Raw genomic sequence first — 15,001 nt, forward strand, 5'->3', positions numbered from 1 at the left:
CTCCTGGAAGCTAGCGAGGCATGGCTAGTTTGTAGGAGCGACTTCAGTCGCGACCACCCGTAACGCAACCGGCACCTCGGGATGAGCACGCCGCAAGCGCACCTGGAAACGAGCGCCACCACCGCCGGCCTCGACCACATCGATACGCCCGCCGTGGCGCGTGACGATTTCCTGCACCAGATGCAGGCCGAGCCCGGTGCCTTTGCTGCTCGGACGCACCCGGTAAAACGGCTCAAAAATGCGCACCCGCTCCTCGACCGGAATACCCGGGCCCTGGTCGCTGACGGCAAAACCGCCATCGGCAACGACATCCACCGTGATCGATCCCTGCCCGCCGCCATGGGCAATGGCGTTCTGAATCAAATTGGTCAGAACACGCGAAAGCGATTGCCGATCGCCGATGACTAACACTGGCGTGTCAGGGGCATCCAGCGCCAGCTCGTAACCGGCATCCACGACTAACGGCGCCACGTCGGCAGTGACTTCGCGACAAAGGGAAACCAGATCCAGCGGTTCGAGGCTGGCTACGTCCTTGCCCAGCCGCTGCAGATCCAGCAACTGCTCGGCAAGATTCGCCAGTCGCGCCACGTCCGTGAGCAAACGCGTGCGATCGGCACCTGGCGCAAGCGCTTCGAGCCGCGCCTCGATGATCGCGATCGGTGCGCGCAACTCGTGCGCCGCACCGATAAGAAAGCGGTCGCGCGCATCGTAACCTTCATTGAGCCGTTCCAACGCCGCATTGAATGCACGCACCAACGGCTGCAGTTCACGCGGCACCGAACCATCGGCCAGACGGGCACCGCGCTCGTCGATATTGATGGCCTGCGCCTGTCCCGCCACCTCGGCAACCCCCGCCATGGCCCGGCGGATCAGCCACGGCACCACGATCAAGGTCACCAGGCCCAGCGGCAACATCATGCGCCAGCCAAGGTAGGCGATAAGTTTCACGAACAACACACCGGGCCCTGACAAGGGCGCGCCGCCGGCGATGACGTGGATGCGCCCGAGCGCGGTGTCGGCCACATAGACGCGCATGGTCAGGGCATACGGTGCGCTATTGGCATGGACCTCCGATGCCTCCAGCTCGGTCAGCGAGGTGACCAACGGCCGATAGGCCACCGGTACATCGCCATGCGCCAAGCGATGCCCGTGTTCGTCGGTCACGGCGAACCACAGCCCGGGTGTCGAGGCCATCAACTTATCCAGCGCCTCGTCCGAGCGAAGCATCAGGCCGCCATGGTCATCACGTCCCAGCGCATCGACCACGGTACGCGTCACGTCCTCGTCGATATAGGTGACGGACGCGTTATAGAGCGTGTACGTAAGCGCGACGATCAAACCCGACACGATGGCGATCTGCAGCCAGATCAAACGCCACGACAGTTGCAGCGTGAGCGATCTATTCCGGTCGATCACCGGCCTGCTCCCTTAGCAAGTAACCAATGCCACGCATCACATGAATGTCCACGCGTGCTTCGGCCTCGGCCAGCGCGCGTCGCAACTTGGACACATGTGCATCCAGTGCATTGGACTGGATCGCGTCATCGAAATCATAGACCGACTCCTGCAACACTTCGCGCCGTACCGTACGCCCAAGCCGCAGGAACAGCGCTTCGAGCACCAGTAATTGGCGTCGCGGCAGGTGCAGCAACTGGTCGTCGACGAACGCCTCGCGGGCGGCAAAGTCGAAACGCAGGTTGCCGATCGTCGCGGTAGGCAGCACCAGTTTCGAAGGGCGGCGCGCAATCGCGCGCACGCGGGCCAGCAACTCCTCGACCGCGAACGGCTTGACCAGATAATCGTCGGCGCCCAGGTCGAGACCGCCCACGCGATCGGCCAGCGAGCCGCGCGCGGTCAGCATGATGACCGGCAGGTCGGCCTGCAGCTTGCGTGCGAACGGGATCAAGGTCGCACCATCGCCATCGGGAAGCTGCCGGTCCAGCAACAGCAGATCATGGACCCGGCAACGCAAGGCCTCCTGGGCCTGCAACAGGCTCGTGGCGATATCCGCGAGCATGTCGTGCCGTTGCAGGGCGGCGCGCAGCGCCTGCGCCATTTCCGGCTCGTCCTCGACCAGCAGGATTCGCATGTGAGTGCTCTCTTCGCGCCATGCCTCGGCCGGTATCCCACGATGTTATATGGAGCTACCGAACCCAGACGCAATGTTGAGGCAATGTGCTCTGGGCAAGCTGATGGCCCGTCCCCCGCCCCCACACTATCTCCATGCCCTTAAATTCCTTGCGCCTTCCGGGCCTGCTTGCCGCGTGCCTCCTGCTAGGCCTCCCCTTGTCGGCCCAGGCTCAGTCGGCCGCAGAACAGAAACCTACCTGGACGCTGGGCATCGCGGCCGCATGGAGCCCCAGCCCCTACCGCAATTACGACAACAAAGCCTGGCCCCTGCCGCTGGTCAGCTACGAAGGCAAGTCCTTTTATGTGCGCGGCGCGACCATTGGCTACAAATTGCTCGGCCCGGGCGCCGACGAGTTGTCGCTGATCGTGTCGCCGCTGGGCAATCGCTTCCGCCATGACGACTCGAACGACCCGCAGCTGCGCCGCCTTTCCGACCGCGACATTTCCGGCCTGGCCGGTATCGCCTGGCGCCATCGCGCCGACTGGGGGCAAGTCCAGGCCAGCGCCCAGAAGGAGTTCACCGGCCACGGCGGCGGCACCGCGCTCGACCTCAACTACGGCTACCCGATCACGCAGGGCAGTCTGACGTTGACGCCCACGGTGGGCGTGAATTACAGCAATAGCGCACTCAATAACTATTACTACGGCATCAGCGCCAGGGACTCACTGCGCAGCGGCCTGGACACCTACCGCGCCGGCGGAGGCTCGTCGCCCTATCTGGGCATCACCGCGATCTACCGCCTGTCGCACTCGTGGGTAACTTCGGCCGGCATCCGGTACGCGTTGCTGCCGAACGCCGTCAAGGACAGCCCGATGGTCGACGCCAGCCAGACGCACAGCTATTTCGTGTCCCTGAGCTACGCGTTCTGAGTCCATGAGCCACGTTCTGCGCCGCGTCTTCACCCTGGCCGAGCAGTTGGAGCCGAACCGGGCGGTGATATGGGACTGGTTGTGGCACACCCCGATCCAGACCCTTGGCGGTCGCACCGCGATCGAGCTGGCCTTCGCGGGGCATGGCGATAGCGTCGTCGCCATGCTCGAAGCGGCCCTGCTCGATCAGACGGAGCCGTCCCGGCCCTATCTCCTTCACGGCGGCAGGACGGCTCGACACCTTGAACCGGTGCCACCCGGCAGCATATGAGGCGTATCATCCTCATCTTTGCCTAGCCGGATCATCACGCCATGTCCCTCGACACCGCCACGCGCACCCGCATCGAAACCCTGCTCAAGGACCACCGCGTGGTGTTGTTCATGAAGGGCACCCGCCAGCAGCCCATGTGCGGTTTCTCGGCGGCCGCCACCAACACGCTCAATGAGCTGTTGCCCGAATACCATACGGTCAACGTGCTGGAAGATGCCGAGATCCGCGAGGGCATCAAGGCTTACGGCGACTGGCCGACGATTCCGCAGCTCTATGTGGAAGGCGAGTTGGTCGGCGGCGCGGACATCATCCGCCAGATGTACGGCAGCGGCGAGCTGCACCAGCTGTTTGGCGCGACCCCGCCGGACCGTACTCCGCCGGAAATCACCATTACCGATAAGGCAGCCGAAGCGATTCGCCAGGGCACAGCCAATGCTCAAGGCGTGGCGCTGCATCTGGAAATCGGCCCGGACCACAGCGCCGGCTTCCAGCTGGCACCGGCCAGCGATCACGACATCGTCGTGGTCGCCAACGGCATCGAGGTGCACTTCGACCCGGGTAGCGCCCAGCGTGCCAACGGCATCGTGATCGACTGGGTGTCGACCGTGCAGGGGGAAGGCCTGAGCCTGAAATTCCCCGGCGCGCAGGAAATCGCCTCGATCACAGTGCACGAACTCAAGAAGCGCCTGGAAGAGGGCAGCATTACCCTGATCGACGTGCGTCCGGCGCATGGTCGTGCCGCCGCCGCACCTCTACCCCAGGCACGGGTACTGGAAGAAGAAGGCTACGAAACGCTTGCCGCGTTGCCCAAGGACACGCCGCTGGCGTTTATCTGCCACCACGGCATTTCCAGCAAGGGCGTTGCGGAGCGCTTTGCCGCCCACGGCTTCACCAAAGTACACAACGTGGAAGGCGGCATGGATGCCTGGGCGAGCGAGGTCGACCCTTCGGTCCCTCGTTACTGAACCACGGCGTCATCATGGTTTCGAAAAAAGCCCGCCGCTCGGCGGGCTTTTTTTATTGCGAACCGGCATAGGTCATAAGTCATTCACCATTGGTTAATATGTGACCCTGAACGTGCGCAAGTTAATGCGTATGCGGTTAACTAATTACGTAATTACTTGCCTATCATCGTTTTTTATTGCGACAAAGCGTGCCAATTAGGCGACAGCTATCTGCCTAATCCCGGCACTTGTCGCTGTATCGTTCAAAAAAGCGATACGCAAAAATAATGCCAACTATTATTTCCGACAAGATTTTGTCGCCGCGATAACCGTTGCGTAACTTTTCCACCCATCGTAGTGTCAAAACCGCGCCAGAACTTTCGAATTGGGGATAAGTTCTCGGCGCAGGGGAGTCTCATTTCAATGCCTAGCTCGTTTCCGTTGCCACAGCGCGTGCTGAGGCGGCGCGGATGAGTGCGGAAAAACAAAAACTTGCAGCATTTGGGAAGGCTGGGTCTTACAGGCCCTAGCTGACCGCTCTAATCGGAGGGTGAGTCAATGCAGTTTCGCAGAAGTTTTCCAGTATCGAAGCGCCATGCCATCGCGCTTGCCGTTGCCGTAGCGCTTGGCAGCGCAGGCGTCGCACAGGCACAAAGTAACGCCACCGGCACGATCTACGGTTCGGCCACGCCGGGCGCTATCGTTCATATCGAAAATACGGGTACCGGCCTCAAGCGCGATCTGCCAGTGGATGCCGGCGGCCGCTACCGCGCATCGGCGTTGCCCATCGGCGTCTACAAGGTTTCGCTCGTCAAGGACGGCACCACGGTAGAAACGCACGATAACGTACAGACCTCGATCAGCCAGGGTACCGACGTGTCGTTCACCGCGGCAACCGCGGCCAACGCCGCCAACGCGCAAAACTTGTCCGCAGTGCAGGTCGTGGCCAACGCGCTGCCTAGCATCGACGTCAGCTCGGTTGACTCGCGTACCGTGTTGACCGCCGACCAGCTGAGCAAGCTACCCATCGCGCGTACCTCGATCAGCTCGATCGCCTTGATCGCGCCAGGCACCACGCCTGCGGCTAAAGGCTATGGCAATGCGCTGTCTTTCGGTGGTTCGTCGGCTTCGGAAAACGCGTACTACATTAACGGATTCTCGGTTACCAATCCGCTGACCGGCGTGAGCTCGCGCCAGCTGCCCTACGACGCCATCGATCAGGAGCAGGTGCTCATCGGTGGTTACGGCGCTGCGTACGGCCGCTCCACCGGCGGCGTGATCAACGTCGTGTCCAAACGTGGCTCCAACGAATGGAAGGGCGATATCCAGGCATTCTGGTCGCCGAGCGATCTGGCACAGGAGCCGCGCAGCAGCTATCGCGTATCCAATACCGCGTACAAGGGCACGATCTATCAGCAGGGCAGCGGCTTCAACCCGCAGGATAACGGCGGGATGCAGTACTCCGGCTCGATCGGCGGCCCGCTGATCAAGGACACCTTGTACTTCTTCGGCGCAGCGGACTTCATCCGCAGCTCAGGCAGCATTATCGGCCCGACCGATAGCGTGTTCCGCAACGGCCTGACCCTGACCGGTACGCAATCGAACAACACCAACAAGACCACGCGCTGGCTGGGCAAGTTGGACTGGAACATCAACGATTCGAACATCCTGGAATTCACCGGCATCGGTGACGATGAGACGGTCGATTCGCAAATCTATAACTACGGCGTCGACGCTGGTAACAAGACTTACAGCGGCAGTGGTCTCGGCAGCTATCTGGGTCATCAATACCTCAAGAACTACAACGGCACCCAGACTAACGGCACGCCCGGCGGTAACGTCTATATCGCCAACTACACCGGCTACATTACCGATGCACTGACCGTGACTGCGATGTACGGCAAGAGCAATTCGGACCACGCCCAGGATGTCACCGGCGGCGGCGGCCTGGTTTGCCCGGGTATCTCGGATCTGCGTGTCGGGCAAGGCCAAAAGGGTTGCACGGTCGGCAGCACGACCATCCTGATGCCCGGCTCGAAGGATCGCACCAACGGCTGGAACCTCAACGTCGAATATCGTCTGGGCGACCACGACATCAAGGCCGGTGTGGACCGCTACGAACTGCGTGCGACCTGGGGCAACTCGCCCGTGGGCGGCACCGGTTACACGTATCGCGACATCGGTGCAGCCGGTCCGGGCAACTTGATCCAGCAGCGCCTGGAGAACCTTGGCCTCGATCCTAACTTGTTCAATCCAGCCGACTACCCGAACGGCTGGTTCGTCGAATCGACGGGCCTGACTACCGGTACTTCGGCACGCACCTCGCAGTCCTCGCAGTTCATCGAAGACAACTGGCAGATCAGCGATCGTTGGCATGGCTACGTCGGCCTGCGTAACGAGCAGTTCACCAACTACAACGGTGTGGGCCAGGTGTACGCCAGTTCGCGCCACCAGCTCGATCCGCGCTTGGGTATCACTTGGGACGTCTACGGTGATAGTTCGCTGAAGGTCTACGCCAACGCTGGCCGCTACCATCTGGGCTTGCCGACCAGCGTAGCCATTCGCGGCGCCGGTCCGTCCAGCTTCCCGTCTCAGTACTTCGCCTTCACCGGTATCGATCCGACCACCGGCGTACCGACCGGTCTGACCAAGACCTCTGCTTCGGGCCTGTTCTACCTCAACAACGAAAATGGCGTACCGCCCGATGGCAAGACCGTCGCCGCGCAGGGCCTGCATTCGTACTACCAGGACGAATACATCCTGGGCTTCGACAAGCAGTTGCAGGACAACTGGGTGGTCGGCGCCAAGTTCCTCTACCGCAAGCTGCGTAGCCTGATCGACGATACCTGCGACAACGGTCTGGCGGGTTTCGAAGGACCGATGCAGAAGTGGGGTGACGAACACGGCCTGCGTTCACAGGTGGATGCAGGTATCGCCAACAGTACTGGTTGCTGGCTGTACAACCCGGGCCGTGCAAACAACTTCCTGCTCAGCCTGGGCGGCGGCCAGTACCTCAGCGTGCCGCTCACCGCCAAGGAAATCGGTGAGCCGAACCCGAAGCGCGGTTACTACATGGCCGACTTCTACGCCGAGCATCAGTTCAGCGACAAGTGGTACGGCAAGATCGAGTACACCTTCTCGCGCAGCTACGGTAACTCCGAAGGCCAGCTGGATTCGGACATCGTGCAGGCCGACGTGTCGACCACCGAGAGCTGGGACTTCCCGCAGATCATGGAAAACACCAATGGTCCGCTGGCGAACGATCAGACGCATCAGCTGCGTATCCTGGGTACCTACCAGCCCACGGACGAGTGGTCGGTCTCGACCGTGACCCGTCTTGCTTCGGGCTACCCCAAGAGCTGCCTGGGCTTCCGTCCGGAAGATCCGTATGGCTACGGCGGTAACTACTTCTGGTGCAATGGCCAGCCGTCGCCGCGCGGCTCGGTGGGCCGCACGCCGTGGACGTATAACATCGACATGAGCGTGGCCTGGAAGCCGGCCTTCCTGAACCACAAGTTCACGCTGTCGGCCGATGTGTTCAACCTGCTCGGCAAGCAGCGCGTCACGCAGGTGTACGAGAACGGCGAAACCGCCCTGGGCGTGGTCAACCCGGATTACCAGGTTGCACGCTCCTACCAGGATCCGCGTTACGTCCGCCTCGGCGCTCGTTACGACTTCAGCCTGTAAGACGTTCCTTTACTGCAGCCACTCGGAGAAGAGTGGCTGCAGTGGGTACTCCCCAAAACCTTGGCCGCCGGTTCTCCGGCGGCTTTTTCTTTGCGCGATATCCGGCTAGATCTCGCCGGCGTCGTCTTCGAAGCGCAGATGTTTCACGCTGCGGCCGTTGCGGCGCACCAGCTTCAATGCCTCGATGCCGATCTTGATATGCGACTCGACGAAATTGGCGGTAACGCTGCGGTCGCTGAGCTCGGTCTTGATGCCTTCGGGGATCATCGGTTGATCGGACACCAGCAACAGCGCGCCACAGGGAATGCTGTTGGCGAAGCCGGCCGAAAAGATCGTTGCCGTCTCCATATCGATCGCCATCGCGCGCGTGCGGCGCAAGTAAGCCTTGAAGGCATCGTCGTGTTCCCACACGCGGCGGTTGGTGGTGTAGACGGTGCCGGTCCAGTAGTCGTGGCCCAGATCGCGGATCATCGTCGATACCGCGCGCTGCAGTTGGAACGCTGGCAAGGCGGGCACCTCCGGCAGCTGGTAATCGTTCGAGGTGCCTTCGCCGCGAATCGCCGCGATCGGCAGCACCAGGTCGCCGATCGCGTTCTTTTTCTTCAGACCGCCGCATTTGCCCAGGAACAGGGCAGCTTGCGGCCCGACCGCACTGAGCAGATCCATCACGGTCGCCGCATTGGGGCTGCCCATGCCGAAATTGATCAGGGTGATGCCATCGGCCGTTGCATTGGGCATGGGCCGGTCGCGGCCTTTGACTTCCACGCCATGCCACTGCGCGAACAGATCGACGTAGTGGCCAAAATTGGTCAATAGAATGTGCTGGCCGAAGTCCTCCAGCGCGGTACCTGTATAACGCGGCAGCCAGTTGCTGACGATGTCCTGCTTGTTTTTCATAAGACCCCTGAAGGTCGAAGCACGGTCGCCCTAAAGACCATGCGTTACCGGCGACGCCACGCCGGCAGAATGCCAAAAGTGGCTGCATCATAACCGGCGCGGGGCCAACGCCCCAAACCCTGGAATCGCTCCTAGGCCATGCGATGTGTCGGCAAGCCGTCCCTAGCGTGCTATGTTCCGCCCCACAACAGAAAGGGGATCACCGATGCGCATGGGTCTGGCCATCGACGCGGCCTGCGATCTGCCACAGGCGTTCTTGCAGGAGCATGGCATTCACGTCATGCCGATCACGGTGCGGGTCGACCGCGAAGTCTTCATGGACGACCGCAACCCGGTCGAGCTCACCCGCTTTATCGAGCACAAACTCGGCAGCCGCAGCCACTCGGCCGAAACCGAACCCTGCTCGGTCGAAGAAGTGCAGCAGTTGTTCCTCGAAAAGCTGGTGCTCGAACACGACTGCGTGTTCTGCCTGACCATCACCGCCACGCGCAGCCCGATCAACGATCATGTGATCAAGGCCAGCTTCGCGGTGCTCAAGCATTACCGTGAGGTACGCGAGAAAGCCGGTATTTCCGGCCCGTTCCTGATGCGGGTGATCGATACGCGCAACCTGTTCGCCGGATCCGCACCGACCATCGTCGAAGCCACGCGGCTGATCGCCGCCGGCGAAGCGCCCGCCGCGATTCGCGAGCGCCTGACCCATGTCGCCAACAACTCCTATGGCTATATGCTGCCGCGCGATCTCTATTACCTGCGTGCGCGTGCCAAGAAAAAAGGCGATCGCAGCGTCGGGCTGTTCAGCGCCATGCTCGGTTCGGCGCTGGATATCAAGCCACTGATCCGTGCCTATCGTGGCGACACTTCGCCAGTGGGCAAGGTACGCGGCTTCGAGCACGGCGCCGAGACGCTGTTCAATTACGCCGCGCAACGCGTGCATGCCGGCCTGCTGGTCCCGGCGGTATGCCTGAGTTTCGGCGGCGACCCGGCGGAGCTGGCCAAGCTACCGGGTTACGACCGACTCAAGGCGGCGTGTGAAGAATGCGGCGTCGCCCTGATGGAGTCGCCGATGAGCATCACCGGCATGGTCAACGTCGGCGAAGGCGCGGTCGCGCTGGGATTCGCCGCCGAGGAACATGTCGCGGATTTTTGATGCGGCGGCTTTTTTTCCTGATACTGCTGATACCGGCGCCCGCCATGGCGGGCGCTGCTTATAAATGCACCGCCGCCAACGGTGCCGTGATCTATCAGGATGCACCGTGCGCCAAAGGCCAGCGGCAGGAAATGCTCGACCTCCCGCAGGATCTCGGGCCCGCTCCGGCACCGGCGAGCACATCCGACGCGAGCACACAGGCGCCGGCAACGCCACCAGCCCCCAGGCCATCCCCACCTGCAACGCCACTGCCAGCGATGTTCGTCTGCCTCAAGGCGACCGACGGAAAGAGCTATATCAGCGAGAATGGCGATCCGCAGCCTTATCTGGTGCCCTTCGGTATCCTCGGCGCGGCACCTCGATCCTTGTCGCAGGTCTATGGCCCAGGCGGTGGCGGCGGCGCATCCGCGCCTGAACTCAATCGCGGCAAGACCAACCCGAACCTGGTCGGCAATAACTTCGTCTGGGTCCAGGATCAATGCCGGCCACTGAGTTTCAGCGAAACCTGCAACGCGCTGCGCGATGCCTACGACGATGTCGAACACAAGCTGCAACGAGCATTCAAGAGCGACCAGCCACCGCTGGAAAAACGCGAGGCTCAGTTGCTGTCGCAGCTAGCCCAATGCAATGGGTGAGATTCAAGGAATCGAAACGTCCCCGAGTTTGTAGATACCGACTTGAGCAGGGCCTCGGATACTCTCAAATTTTTCCTACTCGTCATCCCGGCGCAGGCCGGGATGACGAGTAGGATGAGCTTTTCGAGGCTCCCTGAAGTCGCTCCTACAAACCCGCGAAGTCCACTTAAAAGCCGTAGTTCAGAAACCCACCATCGACCGCCAACACCTGGCCGGTGATGTAACTGGCAGCAGGCAGACACAGGAACGCAATGGCAGCGGCGACTTCTTCCGGCTCGCCGATACGGCGCAGCGGCGTGCGGTCGAGCACTTCGTCCAGGTAATCCTCGTTCGCCAACGCCGGCTCCGACCGCTGCGTGCGGATGTACCACGGCGCTACCGCATTGACCCGGATACCATCGACCGCCCATTCCGCGGCAAGATTGCGCGTGAGCTGATGCAATGCAGCCTTGCTCATGCCGTAAGGCGAGCCCGTGCGCACATGCGTCACGCCAGACACCGAACCGACATTCACGATCGCGGCGTTTGCATGCTGCACCAATTGCGGATGCGCGAGGCGGCACATCTCGAACGCCGAAAACAGGTTCTGCTCGAAGATCGCGCGGTACTCGCCCTCGTCGTAACCGAGCGTCGCATCGGGTTTGTTGCCGCCCGCGTTATTGATCAGCAACGACAATGGCGCGCCCAGGTCGGCGATCCAGTCGAACACCGCAAGGCGATCTTCGTGGTCGCTCACATCCGCGCCGAAGGCGAGCACGTCGATCGTGTCGAAGTCATCGGCCAACTCGACCCGCACCTGTTCGAGGTGATCCTCGTCGCGCGCGACCAATAACAGGTTGGCGCCAAGGGCTGCCAGTTCACGGGCGGCGGCATAGCCGATGCCCTTGCTGGCACCGGTGATCAGCGCGGTATGGCCTTGCAGTTGCCAGGCATCGATACGATTGTTCATGGCGTCGCAGTTTAACGCCTCCGCAGCGCTTGCGCGTGCCGGCCCGCGGCGTGACACTGCCAAGCCTGTCTTTCCGCTACGGATGCCACACCGATGAAACGGACGGCCATAGTGCTGTGCATGCTCGTCCTCACCGCCTGCTCGGGCAAACCGCCCCAGCCCCAGGCGCCGCAACAGCGTGTAGCCACACCCTGGGACGACATGAAAAAAGCCGAACAAAAAGCCAAGGACGTGCAGAAAGCCAGCGACGCGCAGGCCGAGCGCGAGCGCAAAGCCCTGGACGCAGCCGACCAGTGAACCTGTCTCCCGCGCCCGCGATTCATTCGGCGACACCGCTGCTGGATATTCATAACGCGACGGTGATCCGCGGCGATCGCGTCCTGATCGACCTGCCCGCCCTGGCCATTGCACAGGGCCAGCACACGGCCATCCTGGGTCCGAACGGATCGGGCAAGTCCACCCTGGTCAAGCTCATCACGCGCCAGCTATACCCGCTGGCGCGCGAAGATGGCTCGTCGCATGTGCATATCTATGGCCGCGAACGCTGGCATGTCAGTGAGCTACGCAAGCTGCTTGGCATTGTGTCTCCCGCGCTGCAGCTGGACTACACCAGCGACACGCCGCTGGAAGTATTCGATGCCGTGGTATCGAGCTTCTTCGCCGCACGCGGACTGGGTCTGGACCACCAGGTGACGCCAGCGATGCGCGAGCGTGCCATGGAGGCCTTGCAACTGATCGGCGCCGATCATCTGGCGGGTCGCCAGATGGCCAGTCTTTCGACCGGCGAAGCAAGGCGCGTGCTGATTGCGCGGGTGTTGACCCATCAGCCACGCGCGCTGTTGCTGGACGAACCGTGCGCTGGCCTGGACCCGGCAGCGCGCAGGCATTTCCTGGAAACCCTGCGCGGCCTCGCGCGACAGGGCACCACCTTGTTGCTGGTAACGCATCACATCGAGGAAATCCTGCCGGAAATCGACCGTGTCGTCATGCTGCAACAGGGACGGCTGTTCGCCGATGGCAACAAGCAGCAACTACTGAGCGGCCATGCCCTCAGCCAGTTGTTCGGCATGGATGTTTCGGTGGACAAGCGTGACGGCTATTACGCCGCGCAGCTTTAAAAGCGAGCGGCGTTGGCGGGAATGGCTTCTGCGGTTACGTCACGGTGGGTCGCGACTGAAGTCGCTCCTACAAGATAGCGATGCCCGGCTAGTTTGTAGGAGCGACTTCAGTCGCGACCGCCCCACCACAACCTTATTCAGTGCGGTACGCAGAAACAATACGCATAAACATTCGGGCGCCCGGACTGCGCGTTGCGCAAGAGGCTCAACTCCGGCGCCATCTTCGGTAGTTGCGCCAGCCACGGCGGCAGGCGTACGCCAACATTCTGTGCCACCTGGATCATCGCGTTGTCGTTGAGGCCGGCAAGGAATTGCTCGAACGCGCCGGTAGCGGTCTCGATGTAACGCACCGGGTAGTCCTTGCCGAGCTTGGCGCGATTTGCGGCATCGGCGATCGCATCGCCCAAGCCGCCCATCTGATCGACCAATCCACGCTCCAGCGCCTGCTGGCCGGTCCATACACGACCCTGGGCGATTGCATTGATCGCCTCGTAATCCTTGCCGCGTGCCTTGGCCACGTTACCGACGAAGTCGTGATAGCCCTTATCGATGATCGACTGAATGACCGCACCCACCTTCGGATCGAGCGGCCGGCTGATATCGAAAGCGCCCGCCAAGGGACCGGTCGCCACGCCATCGCTCTTCACGCCGATCTTGTCGAGTGTGCCCGGCACGCTGAAGTACATGCCGAAAATACCGATCGAACCGGTGATCGTGTTCGGCTCGGCGTAGATGCGATCGGCATTCATCGAGATCCAGTACCCGCCGCTGGCCGCCACGTCACCCATCGACACCACCACCGGAATGCCGGCCTGCTTGGTCAACTCGACTTCACGGCGAATCTGCTCGGCGGCATAGACTTCACCGCCCGGGGAATTGACGCGCAACACCAGCGCCTTGGTCTTGCGGCTTTCGCGCGCGGCGCGAATCAATGCCGCGGTGGATTCGCCGCCGATCTGGCCCGGCGGCTGCTTGCCCGCGGTGATCTCGCCTTCGGCTACCACCACGGAAACACCACCACCGGTCTGCAGACTCGGATCGGGCAAGGTCGTGACATAGCTCGTCAGGCTCACCTGGCGGAAGCCATGGCCGCTCTTCCCGGCCGGCACGCCCTCCTTGCGCATCATGTCTTCAAGTTCATCCTGGGTGGCAAGGCCATCGACCAGGTGCTGATCCAGCGACAGCTGGCCCAAATCACCGTGGGCCTTTGCGATCGCGTCCGGCAGCCCATTGATGTCGCTGCGCAATTGCGCGACGTCGATCTTGCGCAGCTTGGCTACCTCGGCGAGATACTCATCCCACAGGCCGCCCATCCAGAAACCGTCGGCTTCTTTCGATTCGGGCGATGCGTGATCGAGGATGTACGGCTCGGCCGCGCTCTTGAACTGACCGACACGGAACAGGTGCACGTCCACGCCGAGCTTGTCGAGCAGGTCCTTGTAGAACAGCCGGTAGTTGGCCAGGCCCATCAGCATCACGCCACCCTGCGGATCGATCAGCACCCGGTCGGCATGCGCGGCTAGGTAATACTGCCCCTGGTCCAGGTTCGCGCCCCAGACGACGACCGGCTTGCCGGCAGCGCGAAAGCGATCGAGCGCGGCCCCCACTTCATGCAAGGCGGCAAAGCCGCCAGCCTGCAGGTGATCGGGCAGCAGCAGAATCCGGGTGATGCGGCTGTCTTTGGCCGCGGCATCGATCGAGCCGACGATATCGCGCAGCTGGATCTGCTTGGGCGCATCCCCCGACATGCTCGCCAGCGCGCGCTGCACCGGGCTCAGGCTGGACTGTTCGACGATCTGCCCTTCCGGTTTGATGACCAGGACCGAGTTGTCGGCGACGCGCTCGGCGCGCCCACCGATAATCATGCTGGCGATAATCAGCAGCACGATAAACAGCAGCGGAAAGAACACCAAGTTCACGATGACCAGGCGGACAATATTGACCCCGCGCCCAAACGAGCACAGGAAGTTCCAGAAACCGGGTTGACGCTGCGAAGCCATGCTGGGGAAATCCTCGAAAGTACAGCGCTAGCGTAACGGTTTACCCCCTACGGGTCATGTCCATTCAGCACGCCGCCCCGGGGGCTGGCGTTCGACGGCCCGGGCGGCTCGATCAGGGCCGGCCGCTCATTCGACCCGTGCACGATTACTCGGCCGACGGGTAGGACGCCATGCCTTGTAGACCGCAACCCAGGAGGGCTCCGCGGCGCCCGACATCGGACTTTGCCACCAGCGGGAAATCCAATCCCCGCCACCTGAGCTTTTCCCAGGCAGAGCGAGCCTGAAAGAACGAATGATCACAGTCGATCGGGCATTCATTCCGGACGTATCGCACTATTTGCGTCCTCGAT

General features: G+C 62.1%; 13 protein-coding genes. 8 read left to right on the top strand and 5 right to left on the bottom strand.

The window, feature by feature from the left end:
* Positions 1–24: 24 nt before the first annotated feature.
* Positions 25–1,416, bottom strand: coding sequence for a sensor histidine kinase (locus tag QMG46_RS01090; protein WP_281850583.1), 1,392 nt, complete (start codon positions 1,414–1,416; stop codon positions 25–27).
* Positions 1,400–2,089, bottom strand: a complete 690-nt coding sequence (locus QMG46_RS01095) for a response regulator (protein WP_281850584.1) — start codon at positions 2,087–2,089, stop codon at positions 1,400–1,402. Before QMG46_RS01095 ends, QMG46_RS01090 begins: the two co-directional genes overlap by 17 nt.
* A gap of 197 nt (positions 2,090–2,286) precedes the next feature.
* On the opposite strand from QMG46_RS01095, the gene QMG46_RS01100 reads away from it, so the two are divergent.
* The 4 genes from QMG46_RS01100 (at position 2,287) to QMG46_RS01115 (ending at position 7,902) form a co-directional block, all read left to right on the top strand.
* The gene (locus tag QMG46_RS01100; protein ID WP_281850585.1) at positions 2,287–3,000 is read left to right on the top strand and encodes a MipA/OmpV family protein; all 714 of its coding nucleotides are present in this window, start codon (positions 2,287–2,289) and stop codon (positions 2,998–3,000) included.
* A 4-nt stretch (positions 3,001–3,004) separates the two neighbouring features.
* Complete coding sequence (locus QMG46_RS01105; RefSeq protein ID WP_281850586.1) at positions 3,005–3,271, top strand: hypothetical protein; 267 nt, start codon at positions 3,005–3,007, stop codon at positions 3,269–3,271.
* A 41-nt stretch (positions 3,272–3,312) separates the two neighbouring features.
* Entirely contained in the window at positions 3,313–4,236 is a 924-nt protein-coding gene (gene grxD / locus QMG46_RS01110) for a Grx4 family monothiol glutaredoxin (protein ID WP_281850587.1), read from the top strand.
* A 537-nt stretch (positions 4,237–4,773) separates the two neighbouring features.
* Positions 4,774–7,902 (top strand): TonB-dependent receptor, encoded by a 3,129-nt coding sequence (locus QMG46_RS01115; protein ID WP_281850588.1) that lies wholly within the window; start codon positions 4,774–4,776, stop codon positions 7,900–7,902.
* 105 nt (positions 7,903–8,007) lie between these two features.
* Here QMG46_RS01115 and QMG46_RS01120 read toward each other — a convergent pair whose 3' ends face one another.
* Positions 8,008–8,799 carry an AMP nucleosidase gene (locus tag QMG46_RS01120; RefSeq protein ID WP_281850589.1) on the bottom strand — a complete coding sequence of 264 codons (792 nt, stop codon included), beginning with the start codon at positions 8,797–8,799 and terminating at the stop codon, positions 8,008–8,010.
* Positions 8,800–9,004: 205 nt separating this feature from the next.
* Between QMG46_RS01120 and QMG46_RS01125 the strand changes: the two genes are divergently transcribed.
* A complete protein-coding gene (locus QMG46_RS01125) occupies positions 9,005–9,949 on the top strand; it encodes a DegV family protein (RefSeq protein ID WP_281850590.1) in 945 nt (314 codons plus the stop codon).
* Positions 9,949–10,584: a DUF4124 domain-containing protein gene (locus QMG46_RS01130; RefSeq protein ID WP_281850591.1), complete on the top strand. Its 636-nt coding sequence runs from the start codon at positions 9,949–9,951 to the stop codon at positions 10,582–10,584. The genes QMG46_RS01125 and QMG46_RS01130 overlap by 1 nt, the downstream gene beginning before the upstream one ends.
* Before the next feature lie 166 nt (positions 10,585–10,750).
* Here QMG46_RS01130 and QMG46_RS01135 read toward each other — a convergent pair whose 3' ends face one another.
* Positions 10,751–11,533, bottom strand: a complete 783-nt coding sequence (locus QMG46_RS01135) for an SDR family oxidoreductase (protein WP_281850592.1) — start codon at positions 11,531–11,533, stop codon at positions 10,751–10,753.
* A 93-nt stretch (positions 11,534–11,626) separates the two neighbouring features.
* Between QMG46_RS01135 and QMG46_RS01140 the strand changes: the two genes are divergently transcribed.
* Both QMG46_RS01140 and QMG46_RS01145 read left to right on the top strand, forming a co-directional pair.
* Complete coding sequence (locus QMG46_RS01140; RefSeq protein ID WP_281850593.1) at positions 11,627–11,830, top strand: hypothetical protein; 204 nt, start codon at positions 11,627–11,629, stop codon at positions 11,828–11,830.
* On the top strand, positions 11,827–12,651 hold the full coding sequence (locus tag QMG46_RS01145; RefSeq protein ID WP_281850594.1) for an ABC transporter ATP-binding protein: 825 nt from the start codon (positions 11,827–11,829) through the stop codon (positions 12,649–12,651). The genes QMG46_RS01140 and QMG46_RS01145 overlap by 4 nt, the downstream gene beginning before the upstream one ends.
* 137 nt (positions 12,652–12,788) lie before the next feature.
* Here QMG46_RS01145 and sppA read toward each other — a convergent pair whose 3' ends face one another.
* Complete coding sequence (sppA, locus tag QMG46_RS01150; protein ID WP_281850595.1) at positions 12,789–14,651, bottom strand: signal peptide peptidase SppA; 1,863 nt, start codon at positions 14,649–14,651, stop codon at positions 12,789–12,791.
* Positions 14,652–15,001: the final 350 nt, after the last annotated feature.

It is taken from the genome of Dyella sp. GSA-30, from assembly GCF_027924605.1.
Classification (GTDB): domain Bacteria; phylum Pseudomonadota; class Gammaproteobacteria; order Xanthomonadales; family Rhodanobacteraceae; genus GSA-30.

Bases quoted from the DNA above. Each gene is read 5' to 3' on its own strand.
- grxD (WP_281850587.1), top strand. From the start codon at position 3,313: ATGTCCCTCGACACCGCCACGCGCACCCGCATCGAAACCCTGCTCAAG.
- QMG46_RS01125 (WP_281850590.1), top strand. From the start codon at position 9,005: ATGCGCATGGGTCTGGCCATCGACGCGGCCTGCGATCTGCCACAGGCG.
- QMG46_RS01130 (WP_281850591.1), top strand. From the start codon at position 9,949: ATGCGGCGGCTTTTTTTCCTGATACTGCTGATACCGGCGCCCGCCATG.
- QMG46_RS01135 (WP_281850592.1), bottom strand. From the start codon at position 11,533: ATGAACAATCGTATCGATGCCTGGCAACTGCAAGGCCATACCGCGCTG.
- sppA (WP_281850595.1), bottom strand. From the start codon at position 14,651: ATGGCTTCGCAGCGTCAACCCGGTTTCTGGAACTTCCTGTGCTCGTTT.
- QMG46_RS01115 (WP_281850588.1), top strand. From the start codon at position 4,774: ATGCAGTTTCGCAGAAGTTTTCCAGTATCGAAGCGCCATGCCATCGCG.
- QMG46_RS01095 (WP_281850584.1), bottom strand. From the start codon at position 2,089: ATGCGAATCCTGCTGGTCGAGGACGAGCCGGAAATGGCGCAGGCGCTG.
- QMG46_RS01105 (WP_281850586.1), top strand. From the start codon at position 3,005: ATGAGCCACGTTCTGCGCCGCGTCTTCACCCTGGCCGAGCAGTTGGAG.
- QMG46_RS01140 (WP_281850593.1), top strand. From the start codon at position 11,627: ATGAAACGGACGGCCATAGTGCTGTGCATGCTCGTCCTCACCGCCTGC.
- QMG46_RS01120 (WP_281850589.1), bottom strand. From the start codon at position 8,799: ATGAAAAACAAGCAGGACATCGTCAGCAACTGGCTGCCGCGTTATACA.